At 46.8% G+C, this 21,538-nt stretch carries 18 protein-coding genes; 5 read left to right on the top strand and 13 right to left on the bottom strand.

The genetic code is table 11. The annotated features are described in order from the left end of the window. Positions 1 to 468 precede the first annotated feature (468 nt). Positions 469 to 1,455: a Gfo/Idh/MocA family protein gene (locus tag J2Z65_RS09635; RefSeq protein WP_167053254.1), complete on the bottom strand. Its 987-nt coding sequence runs from the start codon at positions 1,453 to 1,455 to the stop codon at positions 469 to 471. 32 nt (positions 1,456 to 1,487) lie between these two features. Further along, positions 1,488 to 2,465, bottom strand: a complete 978-nt coding sequence (locus tag J2Z65_RS09640; protein WP_167053252.1) for a Gfo/Idh/MocA family protein — start codon at positions 2,463 to 2,465, stop codon at positions 1,488 to 1,490. Positions 2,466 to 2,594: 129 nt separating this feature from the next. Between J2Z65_RS09640 and J2Z65_RS09645 the strand changes: the two genes are divergently transcribed. Both J2Z65_RS09645 and J2Z65_RS09650 read left to right on the top strand, forming a co-directional pair. Then, entirely contained in the window at positions 2,595 to 3,470 is an 876-nt protein-coding gene (locus J2Z65_RS09645; protein WP_167053250.1) for an AraC family transcriptional regulator, read from the top strand. Between the two features lie 115 nt (positions 3,471 to 3,585). Further along, entirely contained in the window at positions 3,586 to 4,041 is a 456-nt protein-coding gene (locus J2Z65_RS09650) for a DinB family protein (RefSeq protein ID WP_167053248.1), read from the top strand. Between the two features lie 60 nt (positions 4,042 to 4,101). Here the strand turns inward: J2Z65_RS09650 and J2Z65_RS09655 are convergent, their stop codons facing one another. Both J2Z65_RS09655 and J2Z65_RS09660 read right to left on the bottom strand, forming a co-directional pair. Then, positions 4,102 to 5,241 carry a stalk domain-containing protein gene (locus J2Z65_RS09655; protein ID WP_205300892.1) on the bottom strand — a complete coding sequence of 380 codons (1,140 nt, stop codon included), beginning with the start codon at positions 5,239 to 5,241 and terminating at the stop codon, positions 4,102 to 4,104. Positions 5,242 to 5,318: 77 nt separating this feature from the next. Further along, positions 5,319 to 5,540 (bottom strand): hypothetical protein, encoded by a 222-nt coding sequence (locus J2Z65_RS09660; protein WP_167053246.1) that lies wholly within the window; start codon positions 5,538 to 5,540, stop codon positions 5,319 to 5,321. A gap of 143 nt (positions 5,541 to 5,683) precedes the next feature. Between J2Z65_RS09660 and J2Z65_RS09665 the strand changes: the two genes are divergently transcribed. Continuing rightward, the gene (locus tag J2Z65_RS09665) at positions 5,684 to 6,526 is read left to right on the top strand and encodes a GNAT family N-acetyltransferase (protein WP_167053244.1); all 843 of its coding nucleotides are present in this window, start codon (positions 5,684 to 5,686) and stop codon (positions 6,524 to 6,526) included. Positions 6,527 to 6,597: 71 nt separating this feature from the next. Here the strand turns inward: J2Z65_RS09665 and J2Z65_RS09670 are convergent, their stop codons facing one another. Next, positions 6,598 to 7,422, bottom strand: coding sequence for a phytanoyl-CoA dioxygenase family protein (locus J2Z65_RS09670; RefSeq protein ID WP_167053242.1), 825 nt, complete (start codon positions 7,420 to 7,422; stop codon positions 6,598 to 6,600). Between the two features lie 175 nt (positions 7,423 to 7,597). On the opposite strand from J2Z65_RS09670, the gene J2Z65_RS09675 reads away from it, so the two are divergent. Then, the gene (locus J2Z65_RS09675) at positions 7,598 to 8,404 is read left to right on the top strand and encodes an AraC family transcriptional regulator (RefSeq protein WP_167053240.1); all 807 of its coding nucleotides are present in this window, start codon (positions 7,598 to 7,600) and stop codon (positions 8,402 to 8,404) included. 34 nt (positions 8,405 to 8,438) lie between these two features. Here the strand turns inward: J2Z65_RS09675 and J2Z65_RS09680 are convergent, their stop codons facing one another. Further along, complete coding sequence (locus J2Z65_RS09680; protein WP_167053237.1) at positions 8,439 to 9,299, bottom strand: AraC family transcriptional regulator; 861 nt, start codon at positions 9,297 to 9,299, stop codon at positions 8,439 to 8,441. Between the two features lie 143 nt (positions 9,300 to 9,442). Between J2Z65_RS09680 and J2Z65_RS09685 the strand changes: the two genes are divergently transcribed. Next, a complete protein-coding gene (locus tag J2Z65_RS09685) occupies positions 9,443 to 10,954 on the top strand; it encodes a sulfatase family protein (protein ID WP_167053235.1) in 1,512 nt (503 codons plus the stop codon). A 436-nt stretch (positions 10,955 to 11,390) separates the two neighbouring features. Here J2Z65_RS09685 and J2Z65_RS09690 read toward each other — a convergent pair whose 3' ends face one another. From J2Z65_RS09690 to J2Z65_RS09720, 7 genes are all read right to left on the bottom strand, one after another. Beyond that, positions 11,391 to 12,263 carry a sugar phosphate isomerase/epimerase family protein gene (locus tag J2Z65_RS09690; protein ID WP_167053233.1) on the bottom strand — a complete coding sequence of 291 codons (873 nt, stop codon included), beginning with the start codon at positions 12,261 to 12,263 and terminating at the stop codon, positions 11,391 to 11,393. A gap of 4 nt (positions 12,264 to 12,267) precedes the next feature. After that, positions 12,268 to 13,539 (bottom strand): alpha-L-fucosidase, encoded by a 1,272-nt coding sequence (locus tag J2Z65_RS09695; protein WP_167053231.1) that lies wholly within the window; start codon positions 13,537 to 13,539, stop codon positions 12,268 to 12,270. 39 nt (positions 13,540 to 13,578) lie between these two features. Next, positions 13,579 to 15,354 carry a DUF4091 domain-containing protein gene (locus tag J2Z65_RS09700; RefSeq protein WP_338111556.1) on the bottom strand — a complete coding sequence of 592 codons (1,776 nt, stop codon included), beginning with the start codon at positions 15,352 to 15,354 and terminating at the stop codon, positions 13,579 to 13,581. 61 nt (positions 15,355 to 15,415) lie between these two features. After that, entirely contained in the window at positions 15,416 to 17,113 is a 1,698-nt protein-coding gene (locus J2Z65_RS09705) for an ABC transporter substrate-binding protein (RefSeq protein ID WP_240159507.1), read from the bottom strand. A gap of 34 nt (positions 17,114 to 17,147) precedes the next feature. Next, positions 17,148 to 18,047, bottom strand: a complete 900-nt coding sequence (locus J2Z65_RS09710; protein ID WP_167053229.1) for a carbohydrate ABC transporter permease — start codon at positions 18,045 to 18,047, stop codon at positions 17,148 to 17,150. Between the two features lie 34 nt (positions 18,048 to 18,081). Then, complete coding sequence (locus J2Z65_RS09715) at positions 18,082 to 19,008, bottom strand: ABC transporter permease (protein ID WP_167053227.1); 927 nt, start codon at positions 19,006 to 19,008, stop codon at positions 18,082 to 18,084. Between the two features lie 221 nt (positions 19,009 to 19,229). Beyond that, a complete protein-coding gene (locus tag J2Z65_RS09720; RefSeq protein ID WP_209855830.1) occupies positions 19,230 to 21,452 on the bottom strand; it encodes a helix-turn-helix domain-containing protein in 2,223 nt (740 codons plus the stop codon). Positions 21,453 to 21,538 lie beyond the last annotated feature (86 nt).

Below are 21,538 nucleotides of genomic sequence, written 5' to 3' on the forward strand. Positions count from 1 at the left end.
CCTTACTTGAAATTAGCAAGCAGGCTTGGAACCGGTTCATCTTGAAAGCCGCCTGATTGAGTGAACTCCGTTCCCTTATTTCGGCGAAAAGCGGAATTTCGGCGTTGGAGGGGGAACTACAGGGTCTTATCTCACCTCAAATAGAAATCAGGGAACTATTTGATCAGTTGGTGAAATAGCAGACCCTAGTTCCCTTCCCCTTGCCTAAAGGGCAACTATTAGCAAAATAACGTCTTGTAGTTCCCCCATCTTCCTGCAAGGCATGGAGACTGGCCGTCTCTGCATGAAGTAAGAGGTAAGATGGAGTCCCTAACATTCGTACTCGGAGATACATAGGCAAGCTAGTTGTGCTTATTTCTGCTAATTTCGAGGTATCTCGTGAGATAAGACCCCAGAATAAGGAGGAAGATCAGCAAAAAAAAGCCCGTTTCATCTAGTCCAAGGAACTAAATGAAACAAGCTCTTAACCTACATCGCCACAGGCTGACCAAGCTTAACAGATTCATAAGCGGCAAGTGCAACCTCGGCGGCCTTTAAACCGTCTTCTCCCGTAACGGGTACTTGTTCACCTTGCAGCAGCGCTTTGACGAAGTCGCGAATCATAAACGCGTCCATATCGTCGCCCCAGAAGGTGTATTGTCCTTTGCCCGCAGCATTGCTGAACAGATCGTTTTTCTGAGCGAACCCGTCTACTGTGATAACGCCCTGCGTACCGACAATCTCCATCGTTACATCGCCCCAAGTCGGGAACGATTTGGGACGTGACCAGCTTGTGTCCAGGACTGCAAATACGCCATTTTCGAACTTAACGTGCAGCATACCGGCATCCTCCACTTCAAGCTCTTCCCGGAACAACGTGGCAGCATAGGCGTATACTTCTTTCACCTTTGACTTCAAAAACCAATTCATTAAGTCCATTACATGCACGGTATGGTCCAGGAGAGCACCGCCTCCCGATAAGCTTTTATCGATGAACCACCCGCCAGGGTTGCCCCCATGATTCGTCCCTTTAATCGCGACGATGTCGCCAATGTCGCCACGCTCGATGGCTTCCTTCGCCCGTACCACAGCCGCCAAGTAGCGGCATGGAAACGCCGTCATTAGCTGTACCCCGTTATGCTTGCAGGCTGCAATCATTTGCTCCATTTCTTCCATTGTGGTGCCAAGCGGCTTCTCGCAAAGCACATGCTTTTTGGCATTGGCCGCATCGATCACAAGCTTAGCGTGATGAGCGTTTTCCGAGCAAATGACTACTGCGTCCACATCCTGCTTGAGCAGCTCGCGATAATCTGCGTAATACGGCACTTCATGGCGATTGACGATGCCTTCTACACGACTCTTCACTTCATCGGCAATCCCGACGATTTTGACCTCAGGCAGCCCTCTTAAGCTATTAAAATAACTGAATGCATGACCGTGTGCAAAGCTAATCATGCCTATTTTCAAAGATCCCATGATATGTCCCTCCCGGAATGGATATCGCTCGTTTACAGCAAAACGACTTTGCCAGTACGAATCGATTCAAGCGCGGCTTTGGCGATTTCCAAAGCTTTGCATGCATCGTGTACCGTTACGATCGGATCGCTGCCTTCACGGATGCAAGTCAGAAAATGTTCAAGCTCGATGTAATATGGATCATAAAAGTTTGGACTTTGCGGGATTTCAACCACTTTCCCCCCGCTCTCCATAGGGATCGTCTTGCGTATTTGCAAAGACTTTGCGCTCATGCTGTCTGTGCGAACAAGTCCTTCGGAGCCGGCAAACTCTGCCGCATAGCGGAAAGAGCCCGGATACCCCCAGAACGCCTCTAAATTGGCAACTGCACCGCCTTCAAAAACAAGTGTAACGAGTGCATAATCCAGCGATCCTTCACATTTGTTCATCCCGTATACGGACTTGACCTCGCCTAGCGTCCAGCGCATAAAATCGATGTCATGCACCATCAGATCGACGATGACGCCTCCGCTTTTGTCTGCGTCCATGAACCACGGTCTAGCCTCTCCCGGATGACCGCCTACACGCCGGGCGTTCGCCACTCCGACCTTGCCGATGTGTCCGTCATCGATCTGCTGCTTCATCTGCGCATATTCCGGGAAGAAGCGTACGACATGTCCGATGAATAGTCTGACCTCATTTTCCTCGCAGCAGGAAATCATTTCTTGCGCATCTTCCAGATGAAGCGCAACCGGCTTCTCACATATAACATGCTTCCCCGCTCTTGCCGCTTGGAGCACAACCTCTTTATGTACAAAGGTAGGAACTGCGACGCTAACCACGTCAAACGCGACTGCCGCAAGCATCTCCTCAAACGCCCCAAATGCAGGCGCCCCCACTTTTACAGCGGTATCTTCCGCATACTCCATCACTTGATCGCATACGCCAACCAGCTCTACACCGGGCATCTTCGCATAACTCTGCGCATGCCACTGTCCCATTCCGCCACAGCCGACTACTGCCACTTTCATCTCTCACTCGCCCTTTCAATTGTTGTATACTAATTAATGCAATCATACCGATTCGACAGCGAATCAAAAATGACACGTTTTGTCTTGTTTATATCCAAATTTGTCGTGATGGACAAGGTGATCTTACGCATGGAAACTTTTAAAGAACCGATTCACTATCAAAATGAACATCTATGTATGAAAGTCTGGCAGTTCACCAATACAAATCCGAAAAGACCGCTTGGTCAGCAATGGCATTATCATAAAGAGGTCGAGTTAATTATTGTGCAGGAGGGTAAGCTTGACATTCGCACCCCGGACAACCTGTACCGCCTCTCCCCCGGTGATGTCGTCCTGATCGGCTCTTCCCAGCTCCATCTCAGCTACAAGCCTGAGGACGAAGCGCTCGTCTACATCGTGCTCCACGTGGATCTTCAGCCTTATTTCGATCCTGCGATGATGATGTATTACCGCCACTTTTCGGAAATGGTGCGGCCTCTCGAAGATCTGAACTATATGTTCCTCGAAAATGAGCACGCCAGACGAGAAATCGGCCGGATCATCGTCGATATTCATGCTGAAATGATGGATAAAACAAAAGGCTATGAAATCGCCATGAGCATGCATATTAAGCATTTGCTGCTAACGCTGCTGCGCCACGACCGGAGAGAACTGCTTCAGCCGTTTGGTTTTGTGGATGCAGCCGTCATGAAACCTATCCTGGACTACGTCGAGGCTCATTTAGGGAAAAAAATCGAAATGGAAGAAGTTAGCCGCATCGCTGGTATGAGTTATACGTACTTCTCCAAATTTTTCAAAAAATGCGTCGGCCTCTCCTTCACCGATTATGTGAACCGGCAGCGAATCCGGAAAGCCGAACAGCTGCTTATCACCAAAACGGACATTGTCACCGAGATCGCGATTGCGGTGGGCATCGAGAATATGGCTCATTTCTATGAACTCTTTAAGCGTTACAACAACTGCACGCCCAAAGAATATGTCAGGAAACTGCTGCGGGAGGGCTGATATTTTCAAAAAAAGAAAACTTTCCTTTGTCTGAAATAGATGTAGAGCACGGGGCTGAATGCTACAATGGAGATGGATCACGTTTAATCTCAAAAATTCAGGAGGCTTGATAAGAATGAGAGATACCTTTTTATTTGGAGCATTGGACAAATACCGTAACCGGCTGCTTCAGTTGGTTGAGGGATGTCCGGAAAACAAACGAAATGTTGTGCCGCAAGGCTTTAACAACAGCATTCATTGGCAGATCGGACATGTTCTTTCGGTGACGAATGGCATCGTGTTTAATCTATCCGAGCAAACCTCAGCTCTTCCAACAAGCTATTTATCTTTTTTCGGTAACGGTACAAAACCAGCGGAATGGCAAGAGGAGCCGCCAGCGTGGGATGTCATCATCGCACAACTGAAGGAACAACCCTCCCATATCCGGGAGTCCTTGCGGGAAAAGCTGGAGGTGCCAGTGAAAGAAAACTTTCTGAACGCCGAGACCATTGAAGAACTGATCACATCCAGTGTGATGCATGAAGCCAATCATTACGGCACGATTTCCGCTATGCTGAAAGTGCTGAAATAAAGCAAGCCAAACAAAAACAGCCGATCAAAGAATACTTTGGGCGGCTGTTTTTATACGGCTCTATTTTTCAATTGGCCCCGTATCCACGACCTCAAAATCACTGCCTTTTAGCTTACCGAGATTATGCAAATCATCGTCATCCCATTTCGGGTCCGGCGCTCCGCTGACATAGAGATTGCTGCCGTTGTCCGCGACGATCATCCCGTATTTCTTCATCGCACGAAGGATGGCCTGATTCGTAGGCGAGTAGCCGGTTATATCAAAATCGCCCCGCAGCCGCAGTCGCAGTCCCATCGGCGGAAGATTGGCATCGCTGTTGTTCGAAGCATAGTGGGTGGCTGGGTATATAAATCCCTTCTGCGTTTTTGACACCGTGAAACGCAGCGCGTGGTTGATTTCCCCGGCAGATGCTTCATCATAACGAACGAGTCCCGGGAAGACGGGCAGACCGGCTGCGTCAGCCGATGTCCAATACTTGGGCCGCAGCGCGTTTGATTGTAAATCCCACTTGGCTCCGTTCGATGCTTTCCAACCGTCCGGTGTGAGGCGTGCGTTGTACAATTCATACAGAAATTGACTGTCTTTATCGACTACGATGACATGCCTGTCGCCGTCGCTGTCAGAGCCGCCCTCAATTGGCGCATTTGCCGGTATCGGGTATGGGCCCGGATCACTCTCATCGGCGTAGTCGGTAAACGTAACGTTCACTTTCGGCTGATCACCGCTTACCATCGTGTATGGAATCCCGATTGGAGCACCTTGCCATGTGGTGCCGAAATCAGCGTGCAGACTGGTATTCAGACCAATAGAAGCAATATATTGCTTAGATTTCTGATGTACAGGATAATTAGAAATGTCTGTATTCCATGGATTATCCTTAGGAAATACTTGCAAGGCCGCTGATCCTGGCGAAGGGCTCTGTATCGGCTTGTCCCCTACAAAAATGGAGCTTGTCGCATCATCCCAGCTTACCTTTTTCCCCAGCGATTCTGACAAAAATCGCAGCGGTACGTATGTCGTATCCTTGTAAATAAAACCCTGTAAATCCTTCGGGGGCTGCTTGTTCTCACCGTCAAAATAGTACTGTAATTTACGAAAATAAACATCTATGCCCACCGAATCGGTCGCCGCGTAAGTAAGCCCTGAGAAAAACAAGGCGCCACAAACGAATCCGACCGTTCCCGCTTTCCATTTACCCAACGAATATTCACTCTCCAAATTCTTTAGTTGCCATCCCTTTTGCCTATCGTTAGATAATTCGCAGGATCTTCGCTTGTTTAGGCCGTTTCAACGCGAAAGAGAGTCCCATCATCCCGGTAGTAATACGCAATTTCATCTGTTATCGTGCTTAATCGGACGGATTTGTTCGTGAATTTCTCGATAATTCCGCGGTCTACCTCGCAGTATACGCCGTCAGCGTCCGTTTGCAGCACGGAAACCGGTGTTTGTGATAACGCAGCGGTAAAAAGATCCGCATCAGACTCTAACATCTTATGCATGAGCGTCGACCTCACCTTCGGCTAAGTCAGAAGAGACCCGCTTTTTACAAAATATTACTTGATTATATGTAATAACTTATCATGTATTAACATTTTATTATTAGAAATCGTCATTATTAGGATGACCAAGGGGGATGGTATGTTTGATACAGCTTATAAAGTATGATGATCTTTCCGCATTTAAAAAGGATGTAACCTCATTCTTAGAACAAAACGAAGCTGCAAACAATTTGCTTTTAGGCGTCTTGCAATCCCTAAGCGAGAAAGAGGATAACCCCTTTTATATGGCTGCTGTGCGAAAAGACAACGCTATAGGCCTGGTCTTCCTTCAAACACTTCCTAAGCAAATTATTTTATCAAAGCCGGTTTCATTTTCAACTCAGGACATACACGATATTGGAGTAAAGTTAACGGATACCATTCAAACGATACATGGCTTACTAGGTGAAAAGAAAGTAACCACCGAACTTGCCCAGTACATATCCAACGAAAAAGGGATACCATTCCATGTCCTCAAGGAGCAAAAAATTTATCAGCTAGAAAAGATTAAGAAGCCGCCGCAAACGAATGGAGAGCTCCGACAAATTACCGAAAATGATCATCACCTCATAAAAGAATGGGTATATCAATTTTGCAAGGAGACGAACCAACCCATTCGTATCGAGGACGCAGAAATCAAGACAACATTCATGATAAATAAAGGAAACTTCGTTGCGTGGGAAGTAAACGGAAAATTGGTTTCAATGGCATATGCCACTCGCCCTACTCAAACTAATGTTACAGTCACCTACGTATATACTCCTATTAGCGAAAGAAAAAAAGGATACGCCTCTGATTGCGTTTCAGCTTTTACTCAACATTTGCTAGATCGTGGTTTTAAAACAACAAGCTTATATGCGGATCTCAGCAATCCAACATCCAATAAAGTGTATATTCAAATCGGTTATGAAGCAATCTTGGATTCCATTGATATCCAATTTCAATGATCCCAAACCAAAAAGGCAGAAGCCCTCTAGAACTTATTAATAAGTCCTAGGCAGCTCTGCCTTTTTTCATCTTATTTAAAATGCCCCTTCGGCTTTTTGCCGCTCCATCTCTCATCGACCTTTTCGTTTGCTGACTGGTATCTCGCATCTACACTGAGCCTGTACTGATTAGTCGTATTCTCAAGCGAACAATGCATTAGAAACATGCCGAATATAAGCACATCCCCAGCTTGAAATTCGGTTGTCGCCCATTGGCCGCCAAATTTCTCTGTAATGACGAGTGGATCATCCGTATAGTGTCCAATTCCATCGCGATCCGAATCTTTGGAGCCATACGATTGTTTCAACGATTCGAAACGGTGCGAACCTAGGCAAATAGCCAGTCCACCCATCTCATACGACACGTCTCCCAGAGGCGACCATACGGTGTATACGTTCTGGGTTCCTCTCCCCATATAAACAATATCGTAATGCGCTCCGGTAAAATCTCCCTTGCCTACGGCGCGAAGCCATTTGTAATGATAAGTAAGCGACTGCTCGCCAAGGAACCCATCGAAAAAGCTCATGATATGCTCGCCATTTAATACATTCAACAGCGCAGGCAGATCTTCGTTCGTTCCCCCCATAAAAATGGTTTTACTGCCGTCAGCCATTACGCCTTCTTCCAGCTGTGTGTCCCTGTCCAGCTTGCCCATTCGGTCCATTTTTTCTAAAATGCTGGTTCGAGCCTGGAGCACTTTATCTCGATCATGAAACCCGCGGATCAGCAAATATCCGTCTTCCTCCATCCGCTCCCGCAGTGCCTGCTTATCATGCATAATATCATTGGAGCTTCTTAACTCCGTCAACTGTTTGCCATCCATCTCTAGTTCGCGATTTCCTACTTTCACCATCATGTGTACATACACTCCTTTATGTGTGGCATCTGATTTAAGTGTAGGGGAAATTCGCGCTTACATCCATGGATTCAAGTTTCTATTACATGTATAATTGTACATGAATCAATCATTTTTAAAGCCTTATACTTCAAATTCAATGTACTACAGAACGATTATCGAGGAGATCCAGAGCATGTCCTATATGAATATCCCTTACGGATTAGGTAGAAATCCTATCCCTCTTTCTCAATTTATTTCCATTTGGAAAGTACAGGCAAACGACGCCTACAACATCAACAAGGGAAAAGGATTCGATGTTCCCGGCCTTTTTATCACGTACGAAGGGAAAGGTCTTCTTTCTCAAGGGGAGCAGCACCACGAATTGCATGCAGGCACCTATTTTTTCGTACAGGATGCTATTTCTTCCACTTACAGATGCCAAGATAATGATTGGAAGTTTTATTTTCTTGACTTCAGCTCCCTGGATGTCATGCACGTTCTGCAGCTGCCCGTCAGCAGAGTTGTGTCAACGGGTAAAGTGGCGGAGGCCATTCACTTGTGTGAACGAATGATTGATACGTTGATTGCTGAACCATTTGGCTACGCCTATTCAGCCAATATCATTCTGCAGGAATTGCTGCTCCTCTTCGCTCGAGAGCATTCAGCAGCTCCGACCTCCCGCCATACTGAGCTCAACAAAATATTGATCTTTATTCATCGAAATATGGACAAGGTCATTCGCGTCGAAGAGCTCATCGAACAAAGCGGCTTGTCGAGGACAACTTTTTTCTCTCGCTTCCGTTCCATAACAGGCCTATCCCCCAGCGATTACATGCTGAATCTTAAGCTCGAATCAGCCAAAGTATCACTGGAGACGACGAACGTCTCGGTCAAGGAAATTGCCGCCCATTTACAATTTTATGATGAATTTCACTTTTCCAAGCTGTTTAAAAGGAAGTACGGCTTGTCCCCCACTGCTTTCCGCCGCCTAACGGACTAATCGTGTGATTGCATTACGCGGATAACGGCTGTATTTACCAATTCAAACCATTCATCTTCTCTCTGTATGAGCTAGGTGAAACGCCAAAGTATTTGGTAAACGAGCGGGTAAACGAATAAAGCTCCGGATATCCGAGCGATAAAGCAATTTCCGTCACGGATAAAACTGTCTCCCTCAGCAAGCTTGCCCCTTTCGTGAGCCTTATCTTCTGTAAATACTGCTGGGGTGAGACGCCGTATTTTTTGCGAAAGGATGCAAATAGATGCGAGCGATGAACGCCAACTAAACGCGCAGCATCTTCAATTCGGATATGTTCTGTCGCATGCAAGTCCAAATAATCCTTCACATCATCAAGCCAGTTTGCCTTTCTTGTGGGTGCTAAACGTGTGGAGGCTTTGTTCATTTTCCAAAACAAATCGTACAGTAAACTTTGCTCTTGAAGAGCATCTTTTTCCGGTTGGCTGACCGCTTCGAGAATGCTCCGCAAGGCATTTGCTACTTCCGAGTTGACGATCTCTTGCAACCAAAATATATCTGTTGTGAGCCCTAATTGCGCTGTAAGGTAAGGAAGCTGATTCCCTTCCATGGCCAGCCACACCATTTTTAGCGGTTTCTCGTCCGACTCATGAATCGTTTCATACGTATAGGTTTGTTTAGGAAACAAACAGAACAAATCGCCTTTTGAAAGCCCAATCGTCCGATTGTTGCTGGAAACCCTCACCTTCCCCTGCAGAATCCAATGGATGCTAGTCTGGTTAATGACTTTGGGACCTACCATATAATTGGGCTTTGCCTCATTCTGTCCCGCCCTCACAATCCAGCAGCCCCCCGCCGTTTGTAAAGGGTGTGGCAGAGAAAACCAATAATCAGCATATTCTAGCGCATATTCTTGCATCGCTTCTCATCCCCCCAATATATCCAACATAATGAATCCAACATAATGACAAATACAAAACATATTGTTATTTTGATATAACCTTATCAGCCTTATACTTAAATAAAGCATTCCTATCTACATATTAGAAAGGAGAAGACACTTTGAAAAGACCCAATATTCTTTTGATCACAAGCGATCAACAACACTGGGACACCCTGGGTGCCTTTAATTCTGAACTCTCCACCCCCAATCTGGATCGTCTGGTACAGGAGGGTACAACTTTTACACGTGCGTACTGCCCGAATCCCACTTGCACGCCTACCCGCGCTTCCATCATCACCGGCATGCACCCAAGTCAGCATGGGGCTTGGACACTTGGCACTAAGCTCTTCGAAGACCGCCATACAGTCGGCGAAGATTTCAAGGAAGCCTCTTACCGCACCGCTTTAGTCGGCAAGGCACATTTCCAGCCGCTGCGGGAAACCGAAGCCTACTCTTCTCTAGAGTCTGTCCCGCTGTTGCAGGATCTTGAATTCTGGAAAACATTCGATCAGGATTTCTATGGATTTGACCATGTAGAGCTGGCGCGCAATCATACGAATGAATTCCTTGTCGGTCAACATTATGCGCTTTGGATGGAGGAAAAAGGATGTACGAACTGGAGAGATTATTTCCTCGCTCCAACAGGTACGATGGATTCTTCCAAGCTGCATCGCTGGGATATCCCGGAGGAGTACCATTACAACACTTGGATCGCTGAAAGAACGAACGCGTTGCTGGAGCAGTACAAAGATTCAGAGGAAAATTTCTTTTTGTGGTCCAGCTTTTTTGACCCTCATCCGGATTACCTCGTTCCAGCTCCTTGGGATACGATGTATGACCCGAATCAGCTGACGATACCTGCCGTTACCCCTGGCGAGCATGACCAGAATCCGCCGCATTTCGGATTAACACAAGAGGTGGAGCCTGATTTTTCCCATTTGCGTGAAAGCGGATTTGGCATACATGGGTATCATTCTCATACGAAGCTGCCTGAAAGTGAGCGCAAGCAGCTAGTTGCAACCTACTACGGCATGATCAGCTGTATGGATAAATACATTGGCCGCATCTTAGATCGGCTCGATGAGCTCGGTCTTGCCGACAACACCATCGTGGTGTTTACCACCGATCATGGGCACTTTTTCGGTCAGCACGGCCTGCAGTATAAAGGCGGCTTTCATTACGAGGATCTTATCAAGCTTCCGTTTATCGTTCGATATCCGGGACATGTGCCTGCGGGTCGAACATCCCCGGCCATTCAATCGCTCGTCGATTTGGCTCCCACCTTTCTATCCATGGCAGGGATTCCTATTCCTCACCATATGACGGGAGTTGATCAAAGCCGGGTATGGACCGGCAAAGCCAGCATGGCCCGCGATCACGCCATATGTGAATTCCGTCATGAGCCAACGACCATTCATCAGAAAACGTATGTCGGCGAGCGATACAAAATCACCGTATATTATAATCAATCCTACGGTGAAATCTTTGATCTGCAAGAAGATCCGGGTGAAATTCGGAACCTGTGGAACGATCCTGAATACACTGCGCTCAAGTCCGAGCTGCTACTGCGGTATATTTGGGCAGAGCTGGGCAAGGAATCGATGCCGATGCCGCGCATCTGGGGCGCATAACAAGCGGAGCAAAGAGGATTTGTGTGGAACCTTATTTATGGGTACTACAGGACGCTATTTTGGCGAAAATAGGAGGTTCGGGTGCAGCTGGGGAACTAGTGGGTCTTATCTCAGCTAAATGGGAACCATTTCTACCCAAATGGCAAAATAACGGACCACAGTTCCCCTTCGCCGGCTCATAAGCCGTTTCCCGGTGAAATAACGCCCTGTAGTTCCCATTTGGGGGAGCAGCTCTAGATGGTTGGAGGCTGAGACGTTGTTTTTCAGCGTTAACGTGGATACTTTTCTGGCGAGATTGACAACGTTGGCTGGATTGGCTGGATTGGCTGGGTTTATAGGGTTAACGATTCGTGCAGCATGCTGAAGTTGGTGTCATCTTATCCTAAAAAGGCTGCCTAACCGCTTGTATTAAGCGGAGGCAGCCTTAGGTTTCATATTAATTTTCAAGCCACAATTTTTTTAAGTTGTTCATACCGAGCCGTGAGCCCAATTCGCAATCTTCCATCCCTTCGAACTCTACGGTTACATAGCCGTCATAACCTGAGCTTTTGATCAGCTTGACGACTTCCCGGATCTCGATATCCCCTTGACCGACGATCGCGCCTCTTAAATAATTCCCATTGGACGTTCGGAACCAATTGCCTTCTCCCGGGTCTTGAAAGTACGGTCTGAAATAAAAATCTTTAAAGTGAATCAAAGATGCGTAAGGCAGGTTTTTGCGCACGCCAACCAACGGGGCTTCATCCACGCACATAAAATTGCCTACATCCAAAGTTGTTTTAAAATTAGGACGGTTGACTTCAAACAGCACACGCTGTACGCGATCGCTTGCTTGCACGGAAAAGCCGTGATTTTCAATCGTTGTCGTAATGCCGTATTCGGCCGCATAGTCGGCAATGATTTGGCTGCCGCGAACAATGAGCGGCAGGCTATCTTCAAAGTATTTAATGGTCATTTTCTCAGGTGGAAGTGTGAATGCGGTAACATCATGGCGCATATGCCGAATGCCTAACCGATGCACAAGATCAACATGCTGCTTGACGCGATCCATTTCCGCTTCGAATTCCGCCTCAGTTTCCTGTACGAAATTGGCCGGAATGGAATAGTTAGAGAGGTCGATACCAACCGTCTTCGCCTTATCCCTAAGCTGATCTGCGAGTTCCAGATTGTCAACCAGCGTGTAGCCGTAAGGAACAAGCTCCAGATGTTCGCCGCCATTCTCCTTCACCCAGTCAACAGCATCCAAAATTGTCATTTTGCCTGATTTCAACGCCTGCAGCAAACTATAAGAACTTAGCCCGATTTTCATCTTCTTACCTCCCGTATTCATTTCCATTACCAACATGATGAAAGCTTAGTCCTTGAAGATCTGCTTCTTGGTCACTTTCCGTGATCTCCACAATAACGCCACGGACTTTTATGGCCGGGACACGAATGATGGCTTTGTGGCCGATATGTTGTCCCTCATAAATGGTTACAGGTCGTCTCGACTTTTGCGTGATGATGCTTATCCTGAAACTTCTTACATGCTCGCCGTCAGTCAAATCCTCTTCAATGACAACAAGATCAAGCATCTGAGCTTTCTCCGTCTCGTAAACCCACGTATGGCCCCGTTTATCGCATTGCGCCAGCGTTGCAAAAGGACTTCCTACATGTCTGCGAATTTCCGAACCGAAATCAAGCAGCCTTTCCACGTCTTTCTCAGGAAGCAAGCCGTTTCTATCCGGCCCGATATTGAGAAGCAAGTTTGCTCCCCTGCCAACAGAATGCAAATAAATGCCCATCAGTTCTTCCACACTTTTCAGGGTATGTACATCGCTGTCGCTATAAAACCAATTCCCCCGCATCTGGACGTCGCATTCCGCAGGCAGCCACAATCGATCACCTAATTGCTCTTTCTTCTCCGTCAAAATGGAAAACTCCGTAGCGTCAACGACATTCCAACAGGGCACAGGCGCAATGCCATCCTCGTTTCCTACCCACCGAAAATCGGGATCTCCCATATTAAAAATTAAAATTTGAGGCTGCATGCGGCGGATTTCACCAATAATCCGATTCCAATCATACGAATGCCCTTCAGAGCCGCAACCGTCAAACCAAAGGATGTCAATATCACCATATTCACTGAGCAGCTCTGTTATTTGATTGACGAAATAATCATCGTAGGCTTTCGCATCCTGGGTGTAGAAATCCGCAGAACCATCATACGGTGAATAGTACAGCCCCGGTTTCACATCATATTTTCGGCATGCATCAACAAATTCGCGAATGACATCCCCTTTCCCTTCCTTCCATGGGGAGGCGGCCACACTAAATTGACTGTAGCGGGAAGGCCAATTGGAAAACCCATCATGGTGCTTCGCCGTTAGAACCGCGTAGTTCATTCCGGCCTCTTTGGCTGTTCGAATCCACTGTTCACAATCCAAATGAGCGGGATGAAAGGCTGCCGGATCCATCCGCCTTTCATCGAAATCAACATAACCTTCATAGAAAGTGCGCAGCCCAAAATGAAGAAACAACCCAAATTCCCAATTTTGATAGGCTAGCTGTCTGGCTGTGGGCGTTAACTTTTGTACAAGATTCATATCATCCGACCTTTCTCATGCGATTTGTTCAATAATGCTTCATTCATTCGGTTCGATATCAATTTGATATAATCGGTCATAGTCATCTACTTTAAAACTGTACAGCTGTTTAGCGGTTTTGCCAGAGGAGGGCGCGAGCTCTCTCGGATGCTCGAATCGAAATACATGTTGAAGAATTTCTTCAACCTGATCTTCCTGTCCATTCCGTTTAAGCAACTGCATATATTCGTAATCACGAATGCCCCGTTGCAGCCATTTGTAACGCAGCGAAAGCAGTGGTTTGCCGTTTTTTCCCGGATAAACGAAATTCGTATCGCCTGCCTTCCAAATCAAAGGGCGATAGGATAACTTCTCCAGCGGTTTGTCAGGCCACACGGTATAATTCCAGCGCAGGAAGCCGTCTAACTTCAGCTTTTCCGCGAGCCAAGGGATGACCCGCGACTCAATCGAGGGCGAACTAAGAAACGTATTCGGTTTCTCAGGTGAGCAGCATACGTAGTACGCGAATGTCCCCTTCACATCCTCTCTAAGCTGCGCAAGCTGTTCAAACTCCTCAGCCGCACAGTCAAGAGCAGGTACATAATCAACGATGCCTTCGATGTTTTTACGAATAAACTCGGTATGATTGATGGCTGCTTTATACCACAGTGATGGCGCCATTTCGCGTAAGCAGGCTAAGCTTTCCTCGAAAATGGCGAGATCAGCCGGTTCATCAGCAACAACACGAACACGGTCGATCCACCCTTTTGCGATAAAATGCTGCTCTAACACCACGACATAAGCTTGAAGATCACATATATCCCGTATAAATTTATAAGAACCCGATGCTTCATCAAAAAAGCGGACGCGGATGGCATCAGGGTAATCCTCCACAACCCCGCCGTAGCCCTCATCATCGTGTTTCCAAATATTGATTAAACCGAACACTTCCAGCTCTCTGTCTATGCCATGCCTCTCCCCCAGCTCTACATAGCGATCCAACGGGGAAAAGTCATAGTCAAATTGGCCATCTTTCCTCCTAACAATAGGAATGATACTGTATTCATTCAAATCGGATGGCTCGGCATCGATAAAGGAGCGCTGGCCGCTCCACGGTTCTTCTGAAACGACAAGCGTCAACGCCTTTTGTCCGAGCTGCGCCAAGCTGTATAGATACGAATCAAGGAGCATGAAATGCTCATCAGACCAATAGGAAACATCATATTTTCTTGCAATATTGCAGTTATGCTGCCATAAATCCAAATAAAAAGAATAGTCTTGAGGCTTCGGCAGCGCTTGCTCACGGATCGTCAAACGAAACGTCAATTCGCTCTCCAGAACCTCATCTTCGAACATCGTATGTGTGTAGAATTTCAACTTTCCTTCATACTGACCGGCTGCAGCCGATTCATCGGCATGGAGCTCTACCCAGATTGGCTGAATCTGACGCTTCCGAATAAATTGAACGGGTTCATCCAGCAGTACATCGGATGTCATCGCACGATTATCGTCCTCAATCAACCCGATAAGCAGAAAATCAACCTTGCAAGGCGCATCCGTTTCCACCTCGCAGCGTACAATTTGAACCGGTCCTCCCTTCCATAAGAGCGCATCCCTACCACGTGTAACGAGCATATCCTCTTGATCCGAGCTGATCAATGCTTGGAAGGCAGCGCTGTCATTTTTACAGCAGGAAAGTTCTAAATGCTTCACCTGTGTGTCTTCACGCCCCTGATTCCACCAATTCGCTGACCATACATATTTGTAGAAAATGTTCTGCAAACCGCAGTTCATTTCATCCGTCACCTCTTTCGCATCAGAGCATTCTGAAGTCACAGCATTCCGCCTCCAGATCAAAGATCAGATCAGATGGCGGAACATGCGACAGCTTTCCCAATTACTTTTTGGCAATAGCCTTTTGATAAATTTCAATATATTTACCAAGCTGCAATCCATCAAAGCCTTTTACATAACTATCCCATTCTTTGTCTATGTCTTTGCTGCCCGTAATGAACTGCGCCATATTGGACTTGATGTAATCGCGGATTGTCGTTTTCAGCTGCGCTGCAACTTCCGCATCTTCCAGTGCGATGAATACGCTGGGCGGATACATGACTTTCGATTGGAATGGTTCATATTTCGCTGATTCCCGCTTCAGGCGAACTTCGTATGCCCCTTCTGCAAGCGGATCCTGCAGAGCTGCCCATGAATCGCGATATTGGAACGTACGGAGCGACGGCCCGATTTGTTCCCAACCATCATTGTGCGTAGGTTTGTTGTCAACCTTAGGAATAACGGCATATTTGGCCGGCTTACCGTTCATATCAAGCTCGCCGTCTTTGGCTTTGCGCCATCCTACATTTTCTGTGCCGCGCTCTTCCAGTACGATCGCTTCTTCTGTGTACAAATAGTCCGCCAATCGGATCGCGGCAATTTGCTGTTCTTTGGTCGCTTTGTTGGTAATCGCCATTTGCGAGCTGCCTACTCCCGCAAAATACCCTGCTTGCTGCACACCGTTCGGTCCTTTGAGCGGAGGTACAGTCGTATACTCCTTGTGACGCGGGTGCTTCTCGTCCGGGGAGTGTGCGTAACTGATCAAAGCGGTCGTTATGCCGCCCATCACATTGGCGTCCTGGCGGTTACCCAACTGCTGAATCGCATCGGAATTTTGCGTAAAAGACGCGGGATCGATCAGACCTTCCTTGTACAACTTGTTCAGGTACAACAATCCTTGCTTCCATTCCGGCTTATTGGCGGTCATATCCACCTTGCCGTCCTTTAACTGGAGAAAAGTGCCGCTATCTTTATCTACCTGATCGTCAATGATGAAGGAGTTCATCAAGAAGGAGGCGATGTTGCCTGCCCACATGTCGTCCGAACCCGTCAACGGAATTTCATCTTTTTTACCATTGCCATTCGGGTCTTTATCCTTAAAAGCTTTCAACACTTCGTAAAACTCATCTGTTGTCGTCGGCATTTTTAGTCCGAGTTTATCCAGCCAAGCCTGATTAATCCACAGCTTTTGGGCATAGTTGCAATGGAAGCACTCGTTCACTTGCGGAAGGGCATAGATGTTGCCGTCCGGCGATGTGATGGAGCTTTTCAAGTAGGGCAGGTCAGCCATTGCCTTCTTGAAGTTAGGCGCATATTTATCAATCAAATCATTCAGCGGAATAAACACGCCTTGCTTGCCGTACTTCATCTGCTCGTCTTTCGTTAAAGCCCCTTGCAAAATCACTTCAGGGTAATCGCCGCTTGCGAGCATCAGCTGTTTGCGGTCGTTAAGCGCTTTGTCAGGTACGAGATCCCATTTAATTTGAATGTTCGTTTTGTCCTGAAGATATTTGGTGAAGGAGTTGGTCTCCATATTCTCGATACTGGCCAGCTGCGGAGCGAACATTTTAATCGTCATCGGCTTCTTAACAATCGGATATTGTCCAACCGGTGTGAAATCATCGCTTGCTGCTGGTGCGCTGCCTGAAGGTGCGTTTTCTGCAGATGTGCCTGGATCTGTGCTGCAAGCGCTCAAGACGAGGGAGAAACAAAGCGCAGCTCCCACCAAACCCGTGTATGATTTATTCCATTTTTTCATCATGACGACTCCTCCCATTTTATCGATCCATGTAATTTCAACCTTTTAATGAACCAATCATGACACCTTTAACAAAATGCTTTTGCACAAACGGATAAATAATGAGGACCGGTGCGCTAGCCACAACGATAAGCGAATACTTAAGCAGGTCCTTCAAGCCTTGCTGTGCCAGCATCTGATCGACCTTGGACACCATGGTTGGATCTATCGTATTAAGAATAAGAATGTTGCGCAGAACGATCTGCAGCGGGAACAAATTTGGTGACTTCAGGAAAATCAAGGCATCGAAGTAGGCGTTCCAATGGCCAACCGCATACATCAACGTCAGCACAGCCAGTATCGGCTTGGAGAGCGGGAGTACGATACTTGTAATGAATCGGATATCGCTGCAACCGTCGAGTTCCGCCGCCTCTGCAATTTCATCAGGTATCGATGTTTGAAAAAAGGTGCGGGCGATAATCACTTGAAACACCGCCATGGCTCCCGGCAAAATCATCGCCCAACGCGTGTCGAGTAGATGCAGGTTTTTGACCACGAGATAGAATGGGATAAGCCCTCCCTCGAACATCATCGTGATCACGAGAAGCACCATGATGACATTGCGGCCGTAGAACGTTTTTTTGGCGATGGGATAAGCCAGCATGACGGTTAATGCGACATTGACGATGGTGCCGACCACTGCATAAAAGAACGAATTCATGTAACCGGTTACGATTTGCGGATTGCGGAACACCGCTTTGTAGCCCTCCAGCGTAACATCAACAGGGAGCAGCCACACTTTGCCGGAGACGACGGCTTGCGGTGAGCTAAACGATGAACTGATGATGAAAATGAGCGGAAACAGGACGACAATTAGCACCGCGATCAGAAAGATATAAATACCGAGCAGAAACAATCGGTCACCCTGCGATTCGCGAATTCTTGACGCTTTTATCATATAGGATCCTCCTTACTGCAGACTGCGCAGGCTGTTACCACAAGCTTGAACTGGACAACTTTTTGGCAATGTAATTGACCCCTACTAGAAGAATCAGATTGACAACCGAGTTGAAGAAACCAATCGCTGCCGAAAAGCTGAAGCTGGAACTGAGGAGCCCCACCTTGTACACATAGGTCGAAATGACCTCCGACGTGCTAACGTTGAGCGGATTTTGCATCAAATATATTTTTTCGAAGCCAAGCTTCATGATGTTGCCTAAATTGAGAATAAGCAGGATGACGGAAACCGGGATCAGACTCGGAATATCGATATTTAAAATTTTCTGCATGCGGGACGCACCATCTACTTTGGCCGATTCATATAACTCAGGGTTAACACCTGACAAAGCCGCAATATAAATGATGGCGCCATACCCCGTATGCTGCCAAACATCCGACCAAACGTAGATCGATTTGAACAAACTCGGAATTCCCATGAAATTGGTATTGTCCACACCGAACGCATGCAGGAACTTGCTGATAATGCCAACGTTTGGCGACAAGGTGACAATGAGGATAGACACCATGATGACCGTCGAAATAAAGTAAGGCGCGTAGGTAATCATTTGCACACTGCTTTTGAAAAAACCGTTACGGATCTCATTCAAAGCGAGCGCCAATAGGATCGGAGCTGGAAAGCCCACAAGCAAACCGTACATACTGATGCCCAGCGTGTTCTTCAAATATAGCCAAAAATTCGGGGATTCGAAAAACTGTTCGAAGTATTTCAGTCCAACCCAGGGGCTGCCCCAAATGCCTTTGATGACGTTGTAGTCTTTGAAAGCAATAACGACACCAGCCATAGGAATATACTTGAAAATGACTAAGTACAGCAGCGGCAAACATACAACCAAATATAACTGCCAGTGACGCTTCATCTTTTTCATGGACGTTCCTAATTCCTTTTGCATGCTTAACATAGGCTCCTTCTCCTTTCGTCTGTATGGATTGCGCTTTCACACTTTCATCGTAAAGGCGAAAGCAGGCTGCTGCAAGAAACAAGAATCGCAACCTTAACCGTTTTCGCATCGCCAGAAAAAGCGCGCAGCCCCGGAGATTCTCCGGAGCTGCTAATTGAAAAACAGGTTGATATGGCTATGTAAACAAGCTCAGCAAACTATTTTCAACTGATTAACCAAATTCACCCAATCTGTTTGCGCACCGCTTCCTCGCGGAATTCACCGGGTGAGCAGCCTACTATTTTCTTAAACACACGACTGAAAGAGATTGCGCTTGTATAACCGATCTGCTCAGCCACCTCCTGCATCGGAGCTTGTGATTCCGCGAGCAGCCGCTGTGCAACCTGTATCCGGATATCAATCAGGAAATCAACGAATTTCTGTCCCGTCTCTTCTTTAAACAACTTGCTCACATATTTGCTGTTAATGTTAAAAGTTGAACTGAGATAATCAAGCGACATATTCGGATTGGCGTACTCTTCTTCGATGAACTTCCGCATATCACGAATCGTACCAGCGTGCAGGCGCCTGTCCTGCGCTTCCAGCAAACCTGTGTATAAACTGTTCAGCACGCTCAAAGATTGTTCCCGCATTTGTTCTAGGGAATGGCAGTCATCTATCACTTTACTGAGCCTCGGCAAACCGTCCAGCACCCATATTTCTTGAAACTCTTTGGTCATACCCGCCATTTCCCGACCCAAATAATAAATTAAATAATTCATCAGATTCATAATTTCATCTTTGGTTAATAAACCTAGCTTCATTTCACTGAAAAGTTCATCATACTTCGTCTTCCATTCTTCTTCGAGCAGTCTGAACGACTGAATGATGGAACGGATTGCATTTAAATGTGAAAACACTTCGGCCTGACCGTGATTGGCGATGTGCTCACTTGTGATCAGCCTGTTTTCTCCCAACACAATTTTGTATTTAAGCGCCCTTAGCGCTTCTTTATACGAGTCTGCGACGCTGGAAAGTTGTGCAACCTGCTCACCGATACCAACCGTTACCGTAAACTTCAGATTATCCTGAGCCCACGCACGGACATTATCAAAAAGTTGAAGGATCTGGGGAGCGCTGGCTTCCTCCTCGCTACCCGTGAACACCATAACGCTGAGTTGAAAGGCTGAAGTCCACTCCGCCCATAGCTCAAGCTCATATTTCGGAGCGAGCTCCTGAATGACGCTGCGCAGCGCAAATTTGAGAAGATTCTGATCTCTGCGTGAAAATTGGCAGCAAAAATCACTGTATTTATCTATTTCGATCACAAGCACCACTTGTCGATCGGAAGCATATGGAAGCTGCAAGCTGCTTGTTTCTTCCACCCATTCATCGTGCGTTAACCCTGTGTCGCCTTCAATGAGCTGATGGAACAAGTACCTCGTTCGGAGATGCCTGTCTTCTTCATGCTTTTGTTGATACTGATTCGATTGTTCAATAATATTGGACAGTGCCGATTCGATGAACGAAAATTCATCGCCCCCCTCCTTGGACAGCGGGAGACGGTAACCGCGAATACGCGCTACGATTTGCTCCAGCGGCTTCGAATTGCGCCTGGTCACATAAAGCAGCCATACAAATCCAACCACAATCATCGCGATTCCGATAATAAACCAAACGTTATACAGCGAGGAGATAACATGAAAAACCTTGCCGTTTACAAGTCCGCTTTGATACGACCATCCGGTATAGCTGGATACATAATTCGAGAAAATCTTTGTTTGTTCGTTTGTTTTGAAATCACTAAACAAATCGTTGCCCACTGCGTCCCGTAGGCCGATAAAGCTTGTTTTGGGATCGTACAGGTCGGCGATACTGCTCCGCAAAGAATCCGTCGCCACATTGACGACGATCATCCCTTTCTCGCCTGTGATGAATGGCGCTCCACGCACAAGACTAACCACAGGCTTGCTCCCTTTTACTGAAAACTGCTCAAAATTTCTTACGCCTGACCATTGTTTGGATACTAGCGGGTCCTTCGCCCGTTGAATAAACGGCTCGTCCATGTAATTGCTAAGCTGATCGCTTGTCGCATTACTGAGCACGAAATTGTCTTCAAACCGCACCAAATAGATCGAATCAATCATGGGGTACGAGGCGATCATATCCCGCATTTTTTTTACCGCGCTAATATTGGTGAAAACATTACTTTTTGACTCATTATTGAAGAAATCGAACAATTCCTTATTGTTAATCGTTTCCATCATCACCATATTGTCGATCGCCTTCAGTGAGGTATCGATCAAACGCATCGCCTGTAAAGACAGCATTTTGTTGGCATTTAGCGCCTCTTTGCGGCTTTGTTCACTCAGAACCTGAAAAAACACGAAAAACGTAAACGTGACCACGATAATAAAAATCGGCATATAGGAAAGCAGCAGCCGATTAAATAGCGTTTTCCTCATGTTCAGCCTCCATTTTTCAAACGGAATGACGACGGTGAGAAAAGCGGAGTATGGATGCCTCTGCCTTTTTTGCGTCTATCTAGCAG

The organism is Paenibacillus aceris, from assembly GCF_017874035.1.
Taxonomy (GTDB): Bacteria; Bacillota; Bacilli; order Paenibacillales; family NBRC-103111; genus Paenibacillus_E; species Paenibacillus_E aceris.